At 61.9% G+C, this 22,137-nt stretch carries 18 protein-coding genes and 2 pseudogenes; 10 read left to right on the top strand and 10 right to left on the bottom strand.

Translation table 11 applies throughout. The features are described 5' to 3' along the window. The first annotated feature begins 42 nt into the window (after positions 1–42). Entirely contained in the window at positions 43–1,182 is a 1,140-nt protein-coding gene (locus RI444_RS08760) for a PucR family transcriptional regulator (RefSeq protein WP_207604602.1), read from the top strand. 55 nt (positions 1,183–1,237) lie between these two features. Continuing rightward, positions 1,238–1,477: a hypothetical protein gene (locus RI444_RS08755; protein ID WP_207604601.1), complete on the top strand. Its 240-nt coding sequence runs from the start codon at positions 1,238–1,240 to the stop codon at positions 1,475–1,477. A gap of 455 nt (positions 1,478–1,932) precedes the next feature. On the opposite strand, the gene RI444_RS08750 is transcribed toward RI444_RS08755, so the two are convergent. From RI444_RS08750 to RI444_RS08710, 9 genes and pseudogenes are all read right to left on the bottom strand, one after another. Beyond that, the gene (locus tag RI444_RS08750) at positions 1,933–2,952 is read right to left on the bottom strand and encodes an IS3 family transposase (RefSeq protein ID WP_225740121.1); all 1,020 of its coding nucleotides are present in this window, start codon (positions 2,950–2,952) and stop codon (positions 1,933–1,935) included. After that, a pseudogene (locus RI444_RS08745) lies at positions 2,916–3,023 on the bottom strand (hypothetical protein); the annotation flags it as partial. The gene RI444_RS08750 and the pseudogene RI444_RS08745, both read right to left, overlap by 37 nt. A 584-nt stretch (positions 3,024–3,607) precedes the next feature. Continuing rightward, complete coding sequence (locus RI444_RS08740) at positions 3,608–4,963, bottom strand: NtaA/DmoA family FMN-dependent monooxygenase (RefSeq protein WP_242703061.1); 1,356 nt, start codon at positions 4,961–4,963, stop codon at positions 3,608–3,610. A 96-nt stretch (positions 4,964–5,059) separates the two neighbouring features. Then, on the bottom strand, positions 5,060–5,638 hold the full coding sequence (locus RI444_RS08735) for a TetR/AcrR family transcriptional regulator (RefSeq protein WP_242703060.1): 579 nt from the start codon (positions 5,636–5,638) through the stop codon (positions 5,060–5,062). A 447-nt stretch (positions 5,639–6,085) separates the two neighbouring features. Next, positions 6,086–6,289, bottom strand: a complete 204-nt coding sequence (locus tag RI444_RS08730; RefSeq protein WP_207604599.1) for a hypothetical protein — start codon at positions 6,287–6,289, stop codon at positions 6,086–6,088. Positions 6,290–6,858: 569 nt separating this feature from the next. Continuing rightward, the gene (locus RI444_RS08725) at positions 6,859–7,902 is read right to left on the bottom strand and encodes a zinc-dependent alcohol dehydrogenase (RefSeq protein WP_207604598.1); all 1,044 of its coding nucleotides are present in this window, start codon (positions 7,900–7,902) and stop codon (positions 6,859–6,861) included. A gap of 54 nt (positions 7,903–7,956) precedes the next feature. Beyond that, positions 7,957–9,255: a four-carbon acid sugar kinase family protein gene (locus tag RI444_RS08720; RefSeq protein WP_207604597.1), complete on the bottom strand. Its 1,299-nt coding sequence runs from the start codon at positions 9,253–9,255 to the stop codon at positions 7,957–7,959. Between the two features lies 1 nt (position 9,256). Then, on the bottom strand, positions 9,257–10,522 hold the full coding sequence (locus RI444_RS08715) for a RuBisCO large subunit C-terminal-like domain-containing protein (RefSeq protein ID WP_207605898.1): 1,266 nt from the start codon (positions 10,520–10,522) through the stop codon (positions 9,257–9,259). 38 nt (positions 10,523–10,560) lie between these two features. After that, the gene (locus RI444_RS08710; RefSeq protein ID WP_242703058.1) at positions 10,561–11,463 is read right to left on the bottom strand and encodes a 2-keto-3-deoxygluconate permease; all 903 of its coding nucleotides are present in this window, start codon (positions 11,461–11,463) and stop codon (positions 10,561–10,563) included. A 258-nt stretch (positions 11,464–11,721) separates the two neighbouring features. Between RI444_RS08710 and RI444_RS08705 the strand changes: the two genes are divergently transcribed. The 3 genes from RI444_RS08705 to RI444_RS08695 all read left to right on the top strand — a co-directional run bounded on the left by RI444_RS08705 (position 11,722) and on the right by RI444_RS08695 (position 15,537). Beyond that, positions 11,722–12,582 carry a GntR family transcriptional regulator gene (locus RI444_RS08705; protein ID WP_242703057.1) on the top strand — a complete coding sequence of 287 codons (861 nt, stop codon included), beginning with the start codon at positions 11,722–11,724 and terminating at the stop codon, positions 12,580–12,582. Between the two features lie 1,142 nt (positions 12,583–13,724). Then, on the top strand, positions 13,725–14,759 hold the full coding sequence (locus RI444_RS08700) for a DUF4192 domain-containing protein (RefSeq protein WP_316963886.1): 1,035 nt from the start codon (positions 13,725–13,727) through the stop codon (positions 14,757–14,759). 169 nt (positions 14,760–14,928) lie between these two features. Next, the gene (locus RI444_RS08695; protein WP_207604593.1) at positions 14,929–15,537 is read left to right on the top strand and encodes a hypothetical protein; all 609 of its coding nucleotides are present in this window, start codon (positions 14,929–14,931) and stop codon (positions 15,535–15,537) included. 144 nt (positions 15,538–15,681) lie between these two features. Here the strand turns inward: RI444_RS08695 and RI444_RS23080 are convergent, their stop codons facing one another. Then, entirely contained in the window at positions 15,682–15,852 is a 171-nt protein-coding gene (locus tag RI444_RS23080) for an SDR family oxidoreductase (protein WP_410510803.1), read from the bottom strand. Between the two features lie 191 nt (positions 15,853–16,043). On the opposite strand from RI444_RS23080, the gene RI444_RS08685 reads away from it, so the two are divergent. The 5 genes and pseudogenes from RI444_RS08685 to RI444_RS08665 all read left to right on the top strand — a co-directional run bounded on the left by RI444_RS08685 (position 16,044) and on the right by RI444_RS08665 (position 22,056). Then, positions 16,044–17,042, top strand: coding sequence for a helix-turn-helix domain-containing protein (locus RI444_RS08685; protein WP_207604592.1), 999 nt, complete (start codon positions 16,044–16,046; stop codon positions 17,040–17,042). Between the two features lie 120 nt (positions 17,043–17,162). Beyond that, a complete protein-coding gene (locus tag RI444_RS08680; protein WP_207604591.1) occupies positions 17,163–18,134 on the top strand; it encodes an alpha/beta hydrolase in 972 nt (323 codons plus the stop codon). Positions 18,135–18,345: 211 nt separating this feature from the next. Continuing rightward, complete coding sequence (gene acs, locus RI444_RS08675) at positions 18,346–20,358, top strand: acetate--CoA ligase (protein WP_207604590.1); 2,013 nt, start codon at positions 18,346–18,348, stop codon at positions 20,356–20,358. A 307-nt stretch (positions 20,359–20,665) separates the two neighbouring features. Beyond that, positions 20,666–20,799: pseudogene (locus tag RI444_RS08670) on the top strand (recombinase family protein); the annotation flags it as partial. A gap of 495 nt (positions 20,800–21,294) precedes the next feature. Then, complete coding sequence (locus tag RI444_RS08665) at positions 21,295–22,056, top strand: integrase core domain-containing protein (protein ID WP_207604589.1); 762 nt, start codon at positions 21,295–21,297, stop codon at positions 22,054–22,056. Positions 22,057–22,137: the final 81 nt, after the last annotated feature.

The raw sequence follows: 22,137 nt of genomic DNA, 5'->3' as shown, positions 1-22,137 counted from the left end.
CTTCAATTGCGGATTTGTCCCCCTACAACTGCAGGAGAAATTGTGAAGGCGTCCAGTCAAGCCCAGCTACTTGCGGATCTTTTATATGCCCAGTTTGATACGCCGATCCTGATCACATCCGGCGTGGGCAGCATTCTGGCCTTCTCTGAGCAGCCGTCTGACCGCACGGACGCCCCTCGGCGTAACGGCATTCTGACCAGCAATCCGTCTCGCGTCCCCGACTGGCTCATGCCGTATTTGGATCCCGACCAAGATCTCGTCCGCGTACCTGCAAACGAGGAGTTGCATACTCTCCCGCGCACCGTCATTACTGTGCGTCACCGAGGCTACCCGGTCGGATATGTGTTCGCGCTTGACGTCGACCGGAGAATTCCATCCGACTGGCATCTGGAGAACGAACGCACGCTGACGGCGCTGGGCTTGGAAATCGAACTCCTCAAGTCTCAATCCGATCAAGTCCAGCTGGCAGTCCGATCGACGTTCAGCCGGAACCCTGCGACTCATCGGATCGGGGTTGACAGTCTGAGCTCGATGCGGCCGTTCGAGAGATCCGCCCCGATCCGCGTTCTCGTGTCGGAATTCAAGGAGAACCCGTCACCCGGCGCCCGTTTGATGTGGGAGGGTATTCCACACCTCGATGGAGCGTGGGCGGAGATGAACGGCCGGCTCGTAACGATTGTCAACGAAGATGAGCGCGCTCCCCTGCAAGAAATAAAGCGCTTTTGCGCTGCCCTGGAACGCAGCACCTCCGTTTCAGGAGCTTTTCATGGGATTGGAGGCAAAGTTTCAGGTTTGGACCTGGCGAGGCAGTCCTATGAGGAGGCTCTGGGATCTTTGCGTGTGGCCAAGATCCAGCATGGGTCCTCCGCGATTGCCCAATGGGACCATATGGGCTCGTGGCGAACTCTTGTATCGATAGGTCGCGAACTTGGATTGCGCACAATCGACCCACGGGTTGCGAATCTTATCGCTCGCGAACGCGAGGAGAACATAGCGGTGTTGCGACAATATCTGGAACGCAATGGTGAGGTCGATAAAATTGCTGCCGAATTCCACCTACATCGTTCAACCGTCTACAGCCGACTCAAACGGCTCGAAAGCAAATATGAGCTTGATCTTACTGATGCCGAAGACAGACTCACAATAGTGCTCGGACTGCGACTTGCCCAGCTCTTCCCCTAAGTCTTTAGCCCGGGCGCCGTCTTGCGCGCCGTCGGCGTGCTCCCTGGTCTCGGCGATGATGTTCGCGCCCGTCGCCATCGCCCAGCTCACCGCTCGCCCGCCTCCTGATTCGACATCCCGCCATGACATCGATGCCTATCTGGATGTCGGGGACGACGTTCTCGTCCGCGAGAAAGCCTGGGCTGGAATGGCGGACCCGGCAGCGATCGACTCTGGAGAGTTCCCAGGAGTCGACGAACCCTTGCAACAAATTCTGTTCACTCAAACCCAAGAAGCGCCTAAAGCTGGAACATGAACAACAACACCGCCTCCAAGGCCTCGCCCTAGGAACTCCCGTAAGTCACTTCGGGACCGGCCGAGTTGGCGCAGCTTGACAGAGGATTTTTGTATCGGCTCTTAAAGCACAGGAGTAATAGTGGATGGGGAAAATCCCGTTCCCTGACAAATTTGGCGCGTCCACAGGAGAATTGGCGTCAAATTAGATGGAAACAGACAGTATCTTTCAGGGTAAGCCGCGTACAAAGTGTACGATCCTGGCATTTGCCTCGTGCCTAATCCCAGCTCGGCGAACTTGATGTCCCGACGTCGGAACTCGGCAGGGCACTTGTTCCCCGGACCCCGAGTCTGCACGAACAGAAACACGCGAAAGCTACCTCGCCGCCATCGCCCAGCTGATCAGTGACCCCCCCCCGAGAACGCCGCTTCGCATTTACCGTGATCGTGATTGGGCCCCCTTTAGCAGTCCAGCGGCTATGCGATAGCTGATTGGTGGTCTGCGGTCCACTGATTCCAGTAGTTGGATGGTGTCATTCCATCCAGGGATCCGTGGGGCCGTTCATGATTGTAGATGTCTTTCCATTCGTCGGCCAAGTACTTTGCTTCGGCCATGGTGTCGATGATTTCTCCGGAGAGTTGTTCCCTTCTGAATTGGGCGTTGAATGATTCGATGAACCCGTTCTGCCAGGGCGATCCCGGGTCGATGAACGCGGTCTTCACACCGGCTGTGCTGCACCATTCGATCAGTGCGGCGGCGGTGAATTCCGGTCCGTTGTCGCAGCGCACGTACGCCGGTTCGATACCGGTTTCGGCGATGATGTTCTCCAGCACGGCGACCACGTCGGAAGCCTTGAACGAGCGCCGCGGCACGATCGCCAGCGCCGTGCGGGTGCATTCGTCGATGACGTTGAAGAAGCGGATGTGGCGCCCGCAGGAGGTGACGTCGGACTGGAAGTCGAAGCTGATCACGTGCATCGGGTATTCGGCTTTCAGGCGCTTCTGTTCCCCGGCGTCCGGGCCGGTCCGGCGCTTCTTCTTCGGCTTGGGTTTACAAACCAGTCCCTCGTCGCGCCAGAGCCGGCGTACCCGCTTCTTGTTCAGCGCCACGTCCTGCCACTGCGGCTGGGCACGCAGGTGCCAGCGGGCCTTCTTCCAGCCCCACGCCGGGTGTTTCTGCGCGACTGCCCGCAGGTCAGCGCGCAGCCGTGTTTCCTCGAAACTCATTTCGGGTTTCTTCTTGCGCAGGGCGGAGCGGTTCTGCCCCAGCACTTTGCAGGCAAAGCGTTCCGACGCCCCGAACTTCTCCATCGCCATGCGCACGGCACGGCGGCGTGGTTCGGGGCTCAGAATTTTCCCTTGGCCACCTCGTTCAGGATGTCGATGGCTAGCTCTTTCTCGGCCAGCAGCCGCTTGAGCCTCGCGTTCTCCTTCTCGAGCTCCTTGGTCCGTTTCGTCGCCTCGGCGTTCTTCTCGGACCCGTACTGGTTCAGCCACCGGTACCAGGTCGCCTCGGTGACCTGCAGTTCCTTGACGACCTCGATGAGGGGCCGTCCTTCATTGAGCATTTTCTGGCCCTGCCGGACCTTCGCGATGACCTGCTCGGGGGTATGCCTACGTGCCATAACTAGTGAATTTCCTCCTGCGTCCATTCTCGGACACGAAACTCACATAGTCACCGGACTCCTACACGGGGACCCAACCAATCGCCCTGGTGACCGGCTTCGGAGAATCCGTCACACGCTCGGACTCTTCGACGGCTTGGATTTCAACAAAGTGATGTGGCAGTACGGCGCGATCGTCACGTCCCAGGTCGACGCATGCACAGCGGCCCACTGACCTCCCAAACCTTTCGCAGCTACCACCTTTGGGAAGGCCTTCGACGGCGTTGTGGTGTGCCGTCCACGCGTTCCCTCATCAGGGAGCGGCAGAGGGAATCTATCGCCCTGATTAGCAGCGCGGCGCGTACAACGGGCGGAAAAGACTGTGACTCCGGAACGAGCAGCCGAGTTGGTCCAGCGGGCTTGCAGCGGCATTCCACAAGTCGTTCATTCCCCGCGATTACGGGGTCAGCAGGGAGACAATCTATCAGTGGTTCTTCAGACGTGCGTTTGCGGGTCGACGGTGAATCAGTGCCAGGCCGTGTAACGAATCACTCTGTCCAGTGGCTTTCGTCCTTGCTGCCGGCCAGACGGGGGTCCAGTCCGAGCTGCTCGGGTAGCCCGAGGTGGTCGCGCAGCGTGGTTCCCTGGTAGTCGTCCGGGCGAAGGCCGCGCCGGCGCAGGATCGGCACGACCTGGTTGACGAAGTCGTCAAACCCGTCGTGCAGGTCGTCGACGGCTAGCGTAAAGCCGTCGGTGACGCCGGCGTCCATCCATTCCTGCAGCATGTCTGCAGCCTGCTCAGCGGTTCCGACCAGACCGGGCATTTGGTCCAGGATTCCGTGGCCGAGAATCTCGTGCGGCGTCCGGCCCTGGCTGGCAAGCTCTAGGGCGCGGACCGCCTGTGGTGCTCCGGGATGCGGCCTTAGCGCCCGGACCTGAGCGCTCGTGAGCGCCTTATCGCGGTCCGCCGGGTCGAGACGCAGGCCAAGTATTGCAGACAGGTGGGCCAGGCGCTTCTCGATACCGGCAGCATCCTCCAGCGCCATGCGCCGCTCAACGGCCTCCTGCTGGGTTGCGCCGAGGCCGAAGGAGACGAAGGGGAGGAACTTCACCTCGTCCGCGCTCCGGCCGGCGCTCTCGGTCACTGAGCGGATCATGTTCCGTTGGGCTCGGCTCTCCTCCATCGAGGAGGGCATGGCGATAATCCCGTTTGCATATATACCTGCGGCCTGCACACCGGTGCCGCTGGCGAAGGGCATGAAAATGACGGGCTGTCCCTGCTCGGATGGCGGGATCTGGAGCGGCCCACGCGAGGCGACCTGGCGACCCTGGACATTTATCGGGCGGATGTGTGAGGTGTCAGCGAACCGCCCTGTTACCTTGTCTGGGCTGCCGGCCTCAGGCGCCCAGCTCCCCCACAGCGCCTGGGTGATCTGGATGACCTCATGGAGCCGTTCGTATTTCTGCTCGCGCGGCGGGACGGGGAGCCCGTAATTGGCGAAGGCCTGCGGCTCGTAGCTTGGGATGGCGTTCCACCCGGCGCGGCCATGGCTCATCACGTCGAGTGCGCGAAGCTGGCGTGCGAGGGCGTACGGCTCGCTAAAAGAGGTGGACGCGGAGGTGACCAGGCCGATCCGTTGGGTGGCGAGGGCGATGGCGGCCAGCAGCATCACCGGCTCCATCGACACGATGGGTGGGCCGGATTCCAGGTCGCCCCACACAAAGACACGGTCGGGATAGAAGATGTAGTCCAGCCCACCACGCTCGGCGGTCTGGGCAGAGCGCACGTGGCTCCTGACGTCGGTGTATTCATCGGGGGCGGCCCAGGGCATCCGCCACGCTCCCGGGTGGGTACCGTACGGCTGCCCCGATACCGTTCCGAGCAGCATCGCATTGTCGTTCATGACCATCCTTCTTCTGTCGCAGGTGCATGGCCCCAAAGCGGAGAATTCATCCGATTAGATGATATGGAGGCGCTCTCCAGTTATCAACTTGAGCCGTTACTCGACAGAGCCGTGCCACCCGGCCCGCGCCAACCGATAAAGATTTTCGGACTCGGCACCAGGTCGTGCCCCAGCAGCTGCGGCCACCCACGCGAGACCGAGCGTCGCGCGGTAGAACTCACGGCCGGTGACGAAGTCATTCACGACGCCGGCAGCCTTGCCATCCCTCACCATTTCGTCGGTCCAGCCAATCACCATGTCGCACCCGTAGGTCAAGGCACTGAAGTCCTCGCCCAGTGCCTGACGCAGGGGCTCCGGCAGCCCGCTATATCTCGTCATCCACCGCTGAAGAACCTGGGCCCAGCGGTCCAATCTTTCCAGGGCATCCAGACCAGCAGCCTGCCGGAGGGTGACGAACTCCTGCTCTAGATCCCCCATTTCGGCCATCAGAAGTTCCGCGACGAGCGCCTCACGGCCCGGGAAGTGCCTGTAAAGAGTGCCCGGGCCGACGCCTGCTCGCTTAGCGAGTCCATCAAGCGGGGCATCCATGCCCTGTTCGGCGAAAAGTTCCCTAGCGGCAATAAGGATTTTCTCCTTGTTGCGTGCCGCATCTGCACGTAGGGGCGTGGTGACCATGATCAATATCCTTCCCGTTCGCATGCGCTGTGACACATCGGAGTCACCTTCCGCATTGCCAAGCGGAGACTCTCTCCAAACGGCCAGCCTACGCCAACGAGCCGGTCTTCATGATGGAAATGTCTCCCAGCGATCTGCGGTATATTCCGGGATCGAATAGTCTCAACGGCGAAACAAATCAGGGCCCGGCCACTTCTGCCACGTCGAACCTGCGTTAAGAACAGGGATCGTCGACGGCTGATCGCAGCGAGCCGAAAAATAAGATGGTGACAGCCACCCCCTCGAATCTGCACGGGTCGGCGAGGCCTGGGTGTCGAGTCCAGTTGCGTGAGGAGAACTTGCGGCTCTACGCGTGCCTTCGCGATTCGGCTGGCCCCATCTGTTCGATGTAGCGCGTCAGGGCATCACGGTTCTGGCTAAGGCCGGATGCAATGGAGCCGCCCTCCTTCAGAGCAGATCGAGTTCCTGGGTGAAACCAAACGAGATGCCGGGATGGAGGGCAACGGTGTAAGTCGTGAAGTCCACCCTGGTGACGAGAAGGACCGAGCTCGTGGCTTTTTCACGCAGTACTGCACTGGCTTGCTCCAGTTCGCGGTCAACTGAAGCGGCATCCTCGACTTTGACAACGATAAGCGGCGTCTCTGCTGACATGGTGGTTCGTATTCCTTCGATTCTGCGCTTGGTTTCATAGACCTTTGCGGGTTCATAACGGCGCGTAGTGTGCGATCAGTTGTGCGCTGCCACGGTAGGAGACACCTGAGGGGTCAGAACACCTGAATTGAGGTGCTGGCCGCATCCTGCCGTTAGAAGCTTTTGTGAATTACTGCTCCGTCACCATGAAAGATCAGGATTCGGCTTTGGCCGTCAAGCCAGACCCAGAAGTATGTTGCGTCTTCGCTGACGATGTCCACAGTGCCGTGTTCTGGTTCGAAACCATACCGTTTGACGATAACTCGGTCGCCCGTGTTTAGGTGGACCCAATTGTGATAGTCAAGGGGGCGGGGTTTAGTCGCGAGCGTCGCGAAACTTGTTGTTTTAGCGTCCCCGTTCATGTGGTTCCTTCCGCTGTGATGCTTTCAGCATTACTTGTGATGGCTTGGGCGGCGTTGGCCGGATTGGGTTTTGGAGAGAAAAAGCGGGGGTGTGCATCACGACGCACACCCCCGCTTCGTCACCCTGGTCTGCCTTATACGCGCATTTTTGACCAGGCAGTCCTACGATTAGCCGAGGTCCGGGATCAGCAGCACTTTGCATGCGTCTCCGGTGAGCAGTTCCACGGCTTCGTCGATTTGGCTGAGTTTCATGCGGTGCGTGATGAGCCAGTCGAGGTCCAGCCTGCCGGAGTCAAGCAGCAACAGGCTTTGTTCCCAGGTTTCCCACAGGCGGCGCCCGAAGATGCCGCGCAGGGTGATGCCCTTTTTGTTGATGTGGGCCGCGATGTCGATCTCGGCCGGGCGGCTGGGGTGACCAACGGTGATGACGGTGGCTTCGCGTCGGACGGCCTCGAAGAGCGTCGTCAGGGTTCCCGGTGCACCGGAGCATTCGAAGGCGACGTCGAAGCCGCCGCGTCGGCCGGTCAGTTCGCGGCAGCGCTCGATGATGCCGTCATTGGGGTGCAGTGCGATAGCGCCAAGCTTTTCGGCTTGTGCGCGCCGGTAGGGGTTGGGGTCGACGGCGATGACGTGGGAGGCGCCCATGAGCAGTGCCAGGTTCACGACCACCAGGCCGACCGGTCCTGCGCCACTGACGAGCACGGCCCGTCCTGCAACAGAGTAATTGGCGCGCTGGATGGCGTGGACGGCGACGCCGGCTGCTTCGAGCAGAGCGCCGGATTCAAGGGACAATCCGGTGGGGAGCTTGACGCAGATGTCCTGCGGAACGGCGGCGTACTCGGCGAAGACGCCGTCGATATGCATGCCCAGGATGCCTGTACGTTCGCAGGTGTGTGCATCTCCTGTGCGGCAGGGGAAGCACTGCCCGCAGGTGAGGTGGCTTTCAAGCGCTACCTGGTCACCCACGCGCAGCCCCGTGACACCGGCGCCGACCTCGACTACGGTGCCTGCGCCTTCGTGGCCCAGGATGACCGGAAGGTTGAGGTTGAAGGCCTGCGCGGAGGGGGTCCATTCATACAGTTCCCGGTCTGTGCCGCAGAGGGATGCGGCGCCTACTTCGATGACAACTGTGCCTTCTGTTGCTTTGGGGTCTCCGGCGTCGGTGACGTATTTGACGCCTCGTTCGGCTGCGTCTTTGACTACTGCCCGCATTGGGGGCCGCCTTTCATTGGTTCTGGTGATCCGTGGGGGATGCCTGGATGGGTATCAGTCGGGGAGCTGGCCGGCGAAGCGGCGCAGGATGGTGGTGGGGCCGACCTGTCCGCCCTTGAGCAGCAGGCGGCATCCGGCGACGGCGGAGCCGCCGTCGGCTTGCAGGATCGGCCCTGCCGTGACGAACTGATCCGAGACACGCAGTTCGCGCACGCCCATGGCGATGAGGGCGTGACTGGAGGTGTCTCCGCCGCACACGGCGATGTCCCGGGTGAGGCCAGCTGTGGCCATCCGGGCCGCGATGCCACCGATCAGTGCCCCGACGTAGCCGGCATCAGCCGGTTTGGCGGCTCCATACCTGGGATCCCCAGAACCCCGGGTGGTGTGGACGATGACGTTCCGGCCCTTTTGAAGGGCTGCTGAAACGCGCCGGTCCAGGGCGGCTACGGCCGCGGCGTCGTGTTCTTGCAGCAGTTCCGAGGATACGGGCACATCCTCCCAGCCATGGGAGATGGCGTCGTTGATTTGCTCTGCTGTGGTGCTGGAAGCAGAGGCGCTGATGGCCAGTACGGGTCCTGATGGCTGCTGCGGTCCAGGTGTACGCGGAGCCTGGTCCGAGATGGACCGCGCCAGTGCTGCCATGATGCCGCCGGAGCCAACAACGACGGAAGGACCGTGCCCGTGCTCCTCCCGCGTGAGTGCTTCAGCGACGGCGTCCATGTGCCGTTCGTCCACAGCATCCACGACGAAGGCCTGTGCTCCGAGCTCCCGCCGGCGCTCGGCCCAGGCATCCTTGAAGTTGCCGTCCTCATAAGCGGGCAGGTGGATGGCGCCGGGAACTTCCCCGGTGCCGAGTTGGTCAGCCACAACCTCGCGCAGGTCGGCCTCGAACATAGGGGTGGACGGGTGCCCGGACATGACCGGGTGGCGGTCCAGCCGGTAAATCTGGCCGGCGTAGGCGGCGTAGTGGTTACTGAAAGCGGTGTAGCGGCCAAAGGCTGGCTGGGCCGGAACGACGGGGATCGGGCCGTGCAGGGGAAATTGCTCATGGAGAAGCTGGATCCCGCGGCCGATGCTGCCGACCGTGACGGAACTGTCGAAGGTGGAGCACACCTTGTAGAGGAGCACCTCCAGGTTCACTGGTGCGATGCCGGCCAAATCCCTGCGTACCAGGTTGTCGAATGCTCCCCCGGACAGGGACCTGGAGGGCCCGGCAATTCCGACGACGTCAGCATCGGCGGGCAGTGGGGCGTCGCCAATGACCAGCACAGCTTCGAGGCCGTAGCGGTGGGACTGGGCAAGGACGTCGGCGGCTCCGGTGAGGTCGTCTGCGACGAAACCAAAAGCGGGCATATCAGGCACCTTTGCTGAAGGTTTGAACTGCGTGCAGAAGTGCCTCGTCCCCGGCTTGGGCCAGCTTTTCCGCCGCCGCATTCAGGGGCACACCGACGACGGCGGCTTCCCAGGCCTGGCGCAGGCTTCGTACCCCGGCCCCGGGACCGTCCGGGTGGGCGGCGACGCCGCCACCGGCGAGCATCATCAGGTCTGTGGAGCCGACCGCCTCGAAGGTGAGTCCGGGGGTGGTGACATTCTGTCCTGAGGACAGGACCGGTAGCGGTGCAATGGTCTGGCCGAGGGGTTCAAGCAGGCTACGGATGTTCGCGGCGACCTCTTCGTCCAGTTCGTAGAACTTGCTGCCCAGTCCGCTGGCGTGCAGGTGATCGGCGCCGGCGAGGCGGGCCATCTGCTGCCAGACCCGATAGTCCATGCCCAGCGCCTTTGACCGCATCGAGGCCGCCAGGCCCGCCCGGTGGCCATGGATCGGCACCTCGGCGAAGCTGCGCAGCATGGCCAGGGCGGGCAGACCCATGACCGGGATATTCAGCATCACGCAGCGCCCGCCGGCTTCAACGACCAGGTCGTGGCGTTTCTGCAGTCCGGCGAGGTCGCCGGTGATGTTGAAGGCGTACATGGTGGAGTGACCGGTGACCTGCTCGGCCGCGCGGATCTCCTCGACGGCGACCGCGACCCTCCGCTCTAGTGGCAGGTAAGCGGGGTCGGTCATCAGTTCATCGTCCTTGATCAGGTCGATAGAGGCCATCGCCAGATCCCGCACGACCAGCCGGAATTCCTCTTCCGAAAGTCCGACGTTGGGCTTGACGATGGTTCCGACCATGACCCCCTGAACGTCGCTGATGAGTTTACGCGTCCCCTCGATGCCGAATGCCGGGCCAGGGTGGGCGGCGACGAAGTCCTCGGGCAGTGCTATGTCCTGCAGGCGGCAGGCATAAAGATCACCCAGTTCGAAAAGGTTCCCGGCTATGGCGGTCTGCAGGGTGGCCAGGTCCGTGCCGACGTTCTCCATGGGGAAATCGACAGTGACGAGAGCGGCCCGGACCTTTTCAGGAGTCGAACGTGATGGCAGGGATGGGCGGCAAAAGCCAAGCTCCTGAACATTCGAGATATGCGCGGCGTGCCGCTCCCGGATCCGTGCGGACTCGCCGGGTACCGGCAGGAAGGTGCCGCTGGACTGCTCGCCCGCCATGATGGCGGCGGCCTTTTCAGGGTCAATCTCGGACTCTAAGTAGTATGTGCAACGCACCGAGCGCGGATCGCGCATGGTTTCTCCGTCCATGAAGGGGATGTAATGGGGCTGGCTCAGACTGCGGTGGGGACGGGGTCGGCCGGCTGGAGGCCACCTGCCCGCTTCAGAGCCCAAGAAGCGACGATCGGCGCGAGCAGCGCTGTCACGAGGACGGCTGTGGCGGCCTGGGCTGAAGCGGAGGCGACAAACGGTTCGAATCGCGGGTCGGCGACGGCGACTACTGCGGGTACGGCGACGGCGTTGCCGGCTGTGGTGCCGGCCGCGAACCCGATGCCGCTCTTCGAGCCGCGCTTGAGGATGAACCGGTACCCCAGATAAGTCAGGCCTCCGGTGAACACGACGACGATCAGGCCGAGGAAGATCCCGGCGAAACCGCCGGTGAGAACGGTCTTCAAGTTGATGCCCGTGCCAACAGCGAAGGACATGAACGGAATCACGATGTTAGGCACGTGGTCCAATGCCTTGGTCCACTCCCGGTCGACAGCTCCGATGAAGAGGCCGATGATGAATGGGATCAGTGCCGCGGCGAAAGCCAGTACCGGGATGTCGCCCAATCCGGATGCGCCCAGGAAGATCAAGGCAAGGAAGGGGCCGTCATCGAAAGCGCTGGCGACGTACGCGCCGGTGTCTCGTTCGTCGCCGTACTGGCCGGCGAAAGCCAGCCAGAGGGCGCCGTTGCTGTTGCCGAAGATTGCCAGCATCGCCAGGATCGAAACCCCTGCGATACCGTCGATGCCGACCACCAGTCCCAAGATCACCGCAATCGTAGCCGGGATCAGGGTCTTGCAGACCAACACCACTGTTGTGGTGGACGCGGCGGCCTTGCCGCTGTGGCTTCCAGTGATCTGCGCCCCGGTAGCAAGAATCAACACCGCGATGAGCGTCAGGGCACCCTCCTTAAACAACGCTGTGGTAAAGCCACCGATCTTCAAGGCTTCGGGCGCGAACGTGTTCATTAGCACACCAAGCATCAGCGGGATCAGCATCATGCCCGCCGGAACCTTCTGGAGGAAAGCAAACATAGGTAGGCGTGAGCGCCCACTCCTCAAGTGCAGCTGTGTCATTAACTCGACCTTTCTACATCATTGTATTTTTCAGTCGCCGGAACTAGTCCGTACAATTAGTACGTACATTACATGTGGGTCGGATCACTCGTCAAGCAGGAGATGGCACGCCCGCGGGCTATGATGTGCTCGAATGGCAAAGGAGTCAGAGTGAGTGTGCAACCAGCCAAGGCCGAGCCCTTGGAACGGGCCAACGGCCTCAACCGGCAGGAAGGGCCGCCCCTCCATGCGCAGATACGGGACATCCTGCACCGGCAGATCCTGGAACGGCCGTTGCTCCCCGGCTCTCCCCTTCCGACCGAAGAGGAACTGCAGAAGCAGTTCGGTGTCTCCCGCAGTGTCGTGCGCCAGGCCTTATCCGGACTGTCCGACCTCGGACTGATCCGCCGGCAGCGCGGCCGCGGCAGTGTCGTGGCCGCCGCGCCGGTCCTCCGCCGGCATATTCAGCGCGCCGGAGGGCTCGACGAACAGGTAGCCGCGCACGGCCAACACCTGCGAACCCATGTCATCTCCGTCGAACACGCAGCGCCGCCCGAAGCGGCGACAGAAGCCCTGAATACCACCAACACGTGGAAGATCGAACGGGTCCGCTATCTCGAGGAGGTCCCAGTAGCCTTCATGCGCACCTGGGTGCCACGTGACCTCTTCCCTCACTTCACCAAAGAATTACTGGAGAACGCCTCACTGCTCGGCCTCATGCGGGAGCACGGCTACCACCCGGCAGGCGGACCCAGACAGGTCCAGGCCGTGGCAGCAGATACTGACCTGGCTCACAAACTCCACACCAACACCCGTGAACCCCTGCTCCTGCTGCAAGGGGTAACCCGTGACGCACTCGGCCACGGCTTGGAATGGTTCAACGTCTGGCACAGCCCCAACACCGTCTTCGACGTCGACGCACAAGTGACGTCGCAGCCAACGCCGATCGCTCAGGAACACGTGCGGCGGCTCCGGTCACTGGCACAACAAATCGAATCAGAACTGGCAGCCCTGGACCCCAGCACCGGCTGAACTGAATTAACCCCGCCAGGTCGGGATGCCGCAGCATTAGGAGTTCCTCGAGTCTGAAACCGTTCCTGCCGTAGCCAAAAATTTCGGTTTGAGACCGGGAGCCCCGTCCCGAATTCGGATGGCGTCGCGTCCAAGGAGGGGTACCCCCAACCTGACATCACGCGTCCGAGCGCGCCAGGTGTGTGAGCCGGGCACACGTACACGTTCCTTAAAGCAGACGTAAGTGTGGACACTGTCCACACCCCCTCTGCAGGACAAACAGAGCACCCCGAGCTCGCGTGACGCCAGCGAGCAGTCTCCCAAGAAAGCTTTGCACCAGAATCGGCTGGGTCATGGCGTCCCCGCACCCCCGACACATGAATAGGTGTAGGCCACCCCGGGCCCACCCAGCAAGACCGGAACGAGGAACCACAAGAACCCACGCGCGTCAGGCGGAGCGTCCACCAGCCAGGACCCTGAGCCCGCCACCTCACACACCTGAATAGGCCCACCGCGACGGCCAGGCCACAGCCCGCGCACCTAGCGTCAAAGGGACACCACCACAAGCCATGTCAACACGTTAAAGCAAAAACCCCTCTGACGAGGGGATAGGCTGTGGCCGAGGTGGGACTCGAACGACATTCCAGCCCATGCAAACAATGGGAAGCCGCGGAAACATGCGGTATTCGAAGCAATCCGAGGGCGGTATTACCCGAGCCGAGGGCAAGACTGTGGACAATGTCCAAACCCCCGATTTCCGCCCCTCGGAGCCGTAACCTACCACCGCATCCCGCAAGGAAGGGATGCGGTTGTTTCTTTGTCCCTACAGATCTGCCTCGCCCTCTCGGCAGGTCATGCCGCCTGGCTCTTCGGCCGCCGATGGACAGGCGGAAGTTCAATGGCTGCTTGTCATTCTGATAAGTCCCATGATCGCTGGGCGGGTCCTCCGCGCAACCAGGGCGCTACCGCGCCGACCCCGAACCGAAAACTTCATCGTCAGAACGGTGAAGCATTGGCTCCAGATGAAGTGTTCGTCCGGCGTCGGTCCCCCAAGTTGCACTCCGGCCCCTCATCCCAGCGGATGGTCCCCGACCAGAACGACGCCCACAACCAACAACCGCAGAAAACCACGGCAACACAAAGGTGAAGGGAAACCAGGGATCATGGAAAAGCTCACGATCACAACACCATCAGATGTACTCAGCTTCATCGGGCACACCGTGGGCTTCTGGCCCCAAGAGAGCCTGGTCTGCATCACTTTGGACGAGAACAGCATCGGCGCGACCCTGCGCATTGATCTGCCCCGCCAACCCGGTCAGGAACTCCCCTACGCACGCACCGTCGCCCACTACCTCACCAGCGACACCAGCGCGACATCCATCCTCTTCGCCGTTTACACAAGCGCAACCGCTGGCCCCGGAGAGGCCAGGCCGTATGCCGGCACCATCGCCGCGCTCACAGGCGTCCTCGCCGAGCAGGGCATCACCATCCGGGACGGGCTCTTCGTCGGAGATGACACCTTCTCGCCCTACGACGGCGAACCCGGCACCAGTCTTGCCCTGCCTGTCAGTTCCGCCCAAACTAGTGCGATTAACGCCGAATTCATCTACCGCGGCAGTTTCGTCGAACCCACCGACAGGATTACCTTGCCCAGCACCAGCCAGGAAGCAACCAAAGCGGCCGCCGTCGAACACCATATGGAAACCATCAGGACCTGGTCCACTGACACCGCTCTGCAACAGGGCCGGAAACTCTGGGCAGACATGCTCGACTCCACAGTGTTCCCCAGCGATGACAGCTGCCACGCGCTCGTTGCCAACTTGCAGTTCCCGGCGATCCGCGACCGGCTCATCGCAGACATCCCAGGAGTGGACGAGCCCATGCAGCAAATCCTGTTCGCCCAAACCCAAGCAGCGCCTAAATGGTCACGCATTGAATGGGCACAACAACTCCTCCTGCGCGCCTACACCCGCACCACCGCAGAACACGCAGCCCCAGTCCTGACCGCCATCGGCTACATCAACTGGTGGGAAGGCAAAGGCAGCAAAGCCCACCAATTCCTCCAACTAGCCCTCGATACCGACCCCGCCTACCGCCTCGCCCGCCTCAGCGACCAAATGATCGGCTCCGGCATCGTCGCCGGCTGGAACATGAACAAAGACACCGCATACAAAACATTGCCTTTCGACGTGCCGTGACTCCTCGCCTAATACGTGAGGGGCAACATGGACTATCCTGAGGATCCGGCTACAAGGGGCGATTACTTTGCCCGCGGCAAGCTCCGGCTCCAGATCCACCATGAGCACACTAGATTGACGGAACGTCGGTTATTGGCGGTCAGCGACAGAATCAAACGAACTGCTCGCCATGAATACTTTCCACTTGGTGCTTGCCGTTTTCACCTTCGCGGTGCAGTATGTCGGCCTAAGCGTTGCCGAGGATGGGGAGACGTTTTTGGACGAGACCATCAAGTACAGACCAGAGCTCATGGGTATGGCAGAAGAGCTTGAGCGGCTCAATGTGAAGCGACGAGAACTGGTTCGGCAATACGATGCATCGCAGGACTCTTTCAAACCGAAATATAACGAGTCGGAGCAGGCAGTATCTGCCCGTAGAATTGCTCTCGAAGTGAACTTCCACAAAGACATGATTCGTCTTGAAGAGGAGATGCATCAGCTACTTGCGCGCGAGAGAAACGCCAGGGAACAGTTAGCCGAAGCGACCCACAAACTGGATGAGCACCTCCGCGCCGTTGAGTCTCAGGCCTATGCCACTGCCCGTCCGCCGCTCGGGCGAGAATTACGTTTGACTGAGCAGGACTACCGCCAAGCTCAGAGAGGCGTTCCACCGATAGCCACAACGGCGCTCCATCGCACCTGGCGCAAAGCAGTTGACCGTGATACCGTACTCAGCCAGCCCACGAGCCGACCACTGAGAGAATGGCCGGCTTGCTCGCGCAGTACGCCGCGAAGTTGAACCGGGCCGAGCGCGACGCCACCGAGCAGGGGTTGGCGATGCTGCTCCCGCCAACCCTCGAAAACAAATCAGGACTCGCAGCGGATCGCTGAATCGAGGCTTAGGCAGTTGTGTAGCCGCCGTCGATGTGTACGTACGAGCCGGTCATGAAACTGGCCCTGTGAGAAAAAACGTGGCCACGTTTGCGATCTCTTCCGGTTGCCCCAGTTGACCGAGAGGATGCTTCGCCTCGAGCACGTTGACGACTTCCTCCGGACCAAGGGCTACCATCGGTGTGTCGATATAGCAGGGGCCGATAGCGTTGACGCGTAGCACCTGTGCTCCATACTCGGCGGCGGCGTTTTGGTAAGGCCCACCACGCCGTGCTTGGCCGCTGTGTAGCCGGGGGCGGCGACGAGGCCATGGATTGCATGCGTTTAGCCAGGGCTTTCAATATCACCACAAAGTATGCGTATCCGGGTTGAGCAGGGCGAGACCAATTAAAATGCGAGGGAACGAGGAGGTCTATGCGCTACTTAGAGGGGATGCTTTCCACACTCGATCCTGCCGTCCGGGAGAGCGTGAAGATTATCAGCTACTTTGATGCCCTTGTGTCCGAGGGAGTCGGGGTGGACGCTCTTTTGCGTGCTGCCGCTCTCCTCTCCGGCTGTCCTGCGGGGGCCATCACCCGCTCCGAGTCTGGTGGTCGGCGAGTGGACATCGGCGGTATAGCGTCCGCGACCCAAGTGCATGCAGACAGCGGCTGGGCGTCGAAGAGCATTTCAGGCGAAGATGGGGTTGTGTGGATCGAACGCACTGGTCCTGCTCACGTAAATGACGAGATGATTCTCGAACGGCTTGGCCTCGCGATCCAGATTACCTGCGAGCGTTCAGTCCGCCGCCGGCCTCGGCCAGCTCTCGAAGTGCTTGTTGATGCCTTCGCCACCCGTGAGGAAAAGGAGTCGATGGTCAGCGTGCTGGGGATGCGTCCGACTGAGACAGGACGTGTGGTGGCGTCCCCGGCCCTTGCAAAACCTGCTTCTGATGGGAAGAAGTCTGTCGTTCTTCCGACGGACGTCGGTCTGCTACGGGTCGCCCTCTACCGGGGACAGGAACTAGAGGGGCAAGCCGGCATCGGAATCGAAAGCGTTGCATTAGAGCTGGCCGCGTCTTGGAGAACTGCGATTATCGCGCTCAAACTAACCACCCCTGCCCGCCCGGTAGTCAACGCCGCCGAACTTGGCGTCCTGCTGCAGCTTGGCCGCCTTGAGGCTGATGATGCCGATGTTGTCGCCCTCGAAAAAGTCAATGAAATTTCTGCGTGGGCAGCCCCCACACTCGAAGCACTTGCAGAAGGCGGCAGCGTCCGCGCAGCTTCCCTCATTTTGCACAGGCACCCTTCCACCGTTCACGCCAGGCTGGATTCCCTCTCAACGGCACTGGGATTTGACGTGCGAACTCCTCAAGGCCGCCTCCGTGCCACTATTGCAGTGACACTACTGCGGATGAAGACTGCAGCGTTCTGATCCGACACTTGTCGGAGTAGAACCACCGGTATTGCACTCATGTGGTGGTTCCGCGACCTTGACCGTTTTACTTATGCTCGTCGTGACAGTACGAAGGAGTACCGCGAAACGGAGGTTGACATGTCCGAAGTCCTGAACGGGGGGCGCCCTGGCTATGACCCAGAGGCTGGAGCTCTTTTAGCAGCCCTGCCGCCTGCCCCGCTTCTCAATGCCGAAACCCTGCAGCCACTACGGGCTGCGTACGCCCCTACGTCTGAGGCGGTACAGGAGACGTGCGCCGCGCTGGGACTTGTGTACGAGGAGCACATCATCAGTGGGCCCCGGGGCGACATTGAAATGTCCGTAGTTCGTCCGGCCGCACAGTTGACCGGTGCAGCAATTTACTACACGATTCACGGCGGTGGCATGGTGATGGGCAACCGATTCCTCACCGCGTTGGAAGAACTTGAGTGGGTAGCCGAACACGGAATGGTCTACGTTACCCCTGAGTATCGATTAGCGCCCGAGCACCCGGCGCCTGCAGGGGTGGAAGACTGCTACGCGGGACTTGTCTGGGCTGCATCTCAAGCTGAAAGCTGGGGCGCGGACCCAGCCAGGATCGTCGTCAGCGGAACCTCAGGTGGAGGGGGAATGGCTGCCGGAACTGTTCTCATGGCCCGTGATGATGACAAGATCGAGGTGTTCGCGCAGCTGCTCATGTGCCCAATGCTCGACGACAGAAACACAACGGCGTCCTCGCGGCAGTACCAGGGCAGCGCCACAGGTATATGGCCAAGGGAGAACAACCTCTGGGCCTGGGACGCCGTCCTCGGCGAGGGGCACGCTGACCGCGAGATAAGCGCTTACTCCGCTCCGGCCCGTGCGAAGGACTTGTCAGGCCTGCCATCAACATTCATCGATGTAGGATCAGCCGAGGTTTTCCGCGACGAGTGCATTGACTATGCTTCTCGGCTTTGGGCGGCAGGAGTCCAAGCCGAGCTTCACGTCTGGCGTGGCGGCTACCACGGCTTCGAGTTTCTCGGCGCCACTACCCCCTTGGGATTAGCCTGCCGCGCTGCACGCGCGGATTGGCTTCGCCGCACACTGGCGTAGCCGCAACTCCGACTAGCCCGGCGGCGAGCTTGAACGCCTTGAGCCCATGCGCCGCTGCTGTCGACACTCTCAACTCCCCCATTGGCCGAGAACCTAAGATGCGGGCTGTACTGTTCGGGGACCCGAGATTTTCGCGCAGCCTGCTGCTCGCCAGGCGATGTTCACGCGCGCATCCCGCGCACAGCAAAGATCGATGAATGATGAGGTTCACATGTCCCAGGACACTACAAGCGCCGTAGCAACCGCGTCGGCCGGTGCCGCCCAGCAGGGTGAGGCACACGGTGACGCTTTCGAAAACCTGCTGCATGAGACCCGGGCCTTCCCGCCCACACCGGAATTTGCCGCGGACGCCGTCGTTACCGCTGCTGAGTACGACGAAGCTGACGCTGACCGTCCCGCCTTCTGGGCGAAGAAGGCCCGCGAACTGCTGACCTGGAGCAAGGATTTCGACCAGCCGCTGGACTGGTCCAACCCGCCGTTCGCAAAGTGGTTCGTGGGCGGGGAGGTCAATGCCGCCTACAACGCGCTGGACCGGCATGTGGAGAACGGGCTCGGAGACCGCGTTGCCATCCACTTCGAGGGCGAGCCCGGAGACACGAGTACCTACACCTACGCGCAGCTCACCGAGGAGGTGAAGAAGGCAGCCAACGCTTTCGAATCCCTCGGCGTGGCCAAGGGAGACCGGGTGGCTGTGTACCTGCCAATGATCCCCGAGGCCGTGATCACGCTGCTCGCGTGCGCCCGGATCGGGGCAGTCCATTCCGTGGTGTTCGGCGGCTTCTCCGCGGACGCCCTGCGGTCACGGATCGACGACGCCGAGGCCAAACTGGTGGTCACCGCTGACGGCACCTACCGGCGCGGCAAGCCAAGCGCCCTGAAGACCGCCGTCGATGAAGCCCTGGCCAAGGACGGCCACACGGTACAGAACGTTGTGGTGGTCAAGCGCAACGGCCAGGACGTGGACTGGCACGAGGGCCGGGACCACTGGTGGGCGGACACTGTGGAGGCTGCCTCTGCCGAGCACACCGCCGTGGGCCACGATTCCGAGCACCCGTTGTTCATCCTCTACACCTCCGGCACCACGGGGAAGCCCAAGGGCATCCTGCACACCACCGGCGGTTACCTCACCCAGACCGCCTACACGCACAAGGCTGTCTTTGACCTGCACCCTGAAACGGACGTGTACTGGTGCACGGCCGACGTCGGCTGGGTCACCGGCCACTCCTACGTCACCTACGCCCCGCTCATCAACGGCGCCACCCAGGTGATGTACGAGGGCACCCCTGACTCCCCGCACCAGGGCCGCTGGTGGGAGATCGTGGAAAAGTACAAGGTTTCCATCCTCTACACCGCGCCCACCGCGATCCGGACGTTCATGAAGTGGGGACGGGAGATCCCGGACAAGTACGACCTTTCCTCCCTGCGTGTCCTGGGTTCCGTGGGCGAACCGATCAACCCCGAGGCCTGGATGTGGTACCGGAAGGTCATCGGCGGCGGCAAGGCCCCCATCGTGGACACGTGGTGGCAGACCGAAACCGGCGCGCAGATGATCGCTCCGCTCCCCGGGGTCACGGCCACCAAGCCGGGCTCGGCGCAGGTGCCGTTGCCCGGGATCGCCGTGGACGTCGTGGACGAACTCGGCGAATCCGTGCCCAACGGCCACGGCGGGTTCCTGGTGATCCGTGAGCCATGGCCCGCCATGCTGCGCGGCATCTGGGGCGACCCGCAACGGTTCAAGGACACTTACTGGTCGCGCTTTGAAACCATGTACTTCGCCGGGGACGGCGCCAAGAAGGACGAGGACGGCGACATCTGGCTCCTGGGCCGCGTTGACGACGTCATGAACGTCTCCGGGCACCGGCTCTCCACCACTGAGATCGAATCCGCGCTGCTGTCGCACCCGGCCGTGGCTGAGGCCGCCGTCGTGGGTGCCGCGGACGAGACCACCGGCCAGGCCGTCGTCGCGTTTGTCATCCTGCGCGGGGATGCCGTGGATTCCGGGGACGACATGGTCCAGGAACTCCGCAACCACGTGGGCAAGGAAATCGGCCCCATTGCCAAGCCGAAGGCCATCCTGGTGGTCCCGGAACTGCCCAAGACGCGCTCCGGGAAGATCATGCGGCGCCTACTCAAGGACGTCGCCGAGGGCCGTGACCCCGGCGACGCGACCACCCTCTCCGACCCCACAATCCTGCGACGGATCACTTCCTCCCTTAGGAACTAAGGCATTCCTTGGCCAATGAGCGGGGGATGCCGCGGAAGGGGCAGTGACCCTCAAACGAGTTTGAGCTGCTCCAAGGAATGGACCCAGTGAGAACTCTTGAAGTGATAGTCCTCCCGGCGCGGGCACGCGGAACCGCAACACGCACCTGAGATTCGTGTCCCGCGCCGGGTTTTTTCACATCCTGCCAAGGAAAAGGGCACATCGGACTCGCCCGTCACCGAACGGTGTCGTTGCAGACCGCGGCACGACTGTCCGCCGATCATAAGATCACGGCCCCGGTGACCGCAGCCTCTTTGAGATGAAGTTGGTGGACGTGTACAGCATGGACCGGCTGGCCCGGAACCTCGATGACCTCCGCGCGCTGTCCAGGGTCTGACACATAAAGGCGTCCGGGTCGAATTCGTCAAGGAAAGCCTGGTCTTCACCGGGGAGGACTCCCCAGGGCCAACCTATGCTCTCCGTGCACGAGTATTACGTCCAGCCGTACGGGACGAGGAAGGAATGGCTTGCCTCTCAGCCGGTGACTGAGTGGACGTTCCGGCGGTGGCGGAAGATGATTCTGGAGGGTGACCTCGACCGGAACCTGCTTCCACGAGAGCATGGGAATATGGCCCGCACGAATGGCGACTGCTCCGCGTTTTAAAAAGCGCGCGCCAAAGAGATCGCCCAATACGAGTCCGAAGTCGAAAAGCTCAAGAGCGGTATCCGTGAACTTGAAGGCACGAATACAGCTCTGGGAAAAGCTATCGGGCTCTTGCACGAGTTGAACGTGCCAGAGCCCGATACGGCCCGGACGAACGATCCGAAGAGTTCATCGAAGCCGAGAACCGGCTCGTCCGTGAGCTGACAACGCTCACCGGATCGCAGCGTCAAGCCCTCGAGTTCGCCGGCCTATCACGTTCGACTTGGCATTACCGGCAGACCCCCCGCGAACGCGTGCAGGACCCGCTCGGACAGTCTGAGCGGGCCTATGAATCGCGGATTGGCACGGCGGACCGCGACCGGATCGCAGAGTACATTCTGGAGGGCTGGGCCGAGCAGGTCTCTGTTGACCATTCCTACGCGGCGGCTTGGGACAAAGGGGTAATGCTCGCTTCCCGGCGGACCTGGTGGCGGGTCGCGGCCCAGATCGAGGACCAGATGCTGCGCCCGGCCATCCCTACCAGGAGCGGGAACAAACGGCCCCCGCGGGAGAAACCCGTTATCCGGGACACCGGACCGGGTCAGGTCTGGTCCGGGGACATCACCGATCTGCATTCACCCTTGCGGGGAAAGTCGTTTAAAGCCAATTCCGTCCTTGATTTCTACTCCCGCCACATGGTTGCCCGGCGGGTCGAGGAACGGGAAGCGGACCATCTCGCCGTGGAGATGTTCGAAACCGCCATCGCCGACCGCCCCTACGTTTCGAACGACAACCCGTTCTCCGAATCCGGATTCCGGACCATGAAATACCGGCCCGGTTACCCACGCGTGTTCAAAGAGCTCGAGACCGCCCGGGCCTACCTTGCCCACTACGTCCCCTGGTACAACACCCAACACAAACACTCAGGCATCGCCCTCTTCTCACCTTCCCAGGTCCACGACGGGTCCTGGAAGGAACTCTGGAAAACACGCGACCAGGCACTACAGCGCTACTACGACAAAAATCCCGAACGCTTCCACCGGCGCCCCAGCACCCCAACCCCCGACAGGCTGTAGGCGTAGAAGGGACGAACATCGCGGCCATGAGCGGGCCGAAGATGGTGCCGGCCTCCTTGGCGGTCGGCATGATGGCTCCAA

The sequence above is a fragment of the Paenarthrobacter sp. AT5 genome (assembly GCF_032764245.1).
Lineage (GTDB): Bacteria > Actinomycetota > Actinomycetes > Actinomycetales > Micrococcaceae > Arthrobacter > Arthrobacter ureafaciens.
This window is presented reverse-complemented; position numbering and strand designations above follow the sequence as displayed.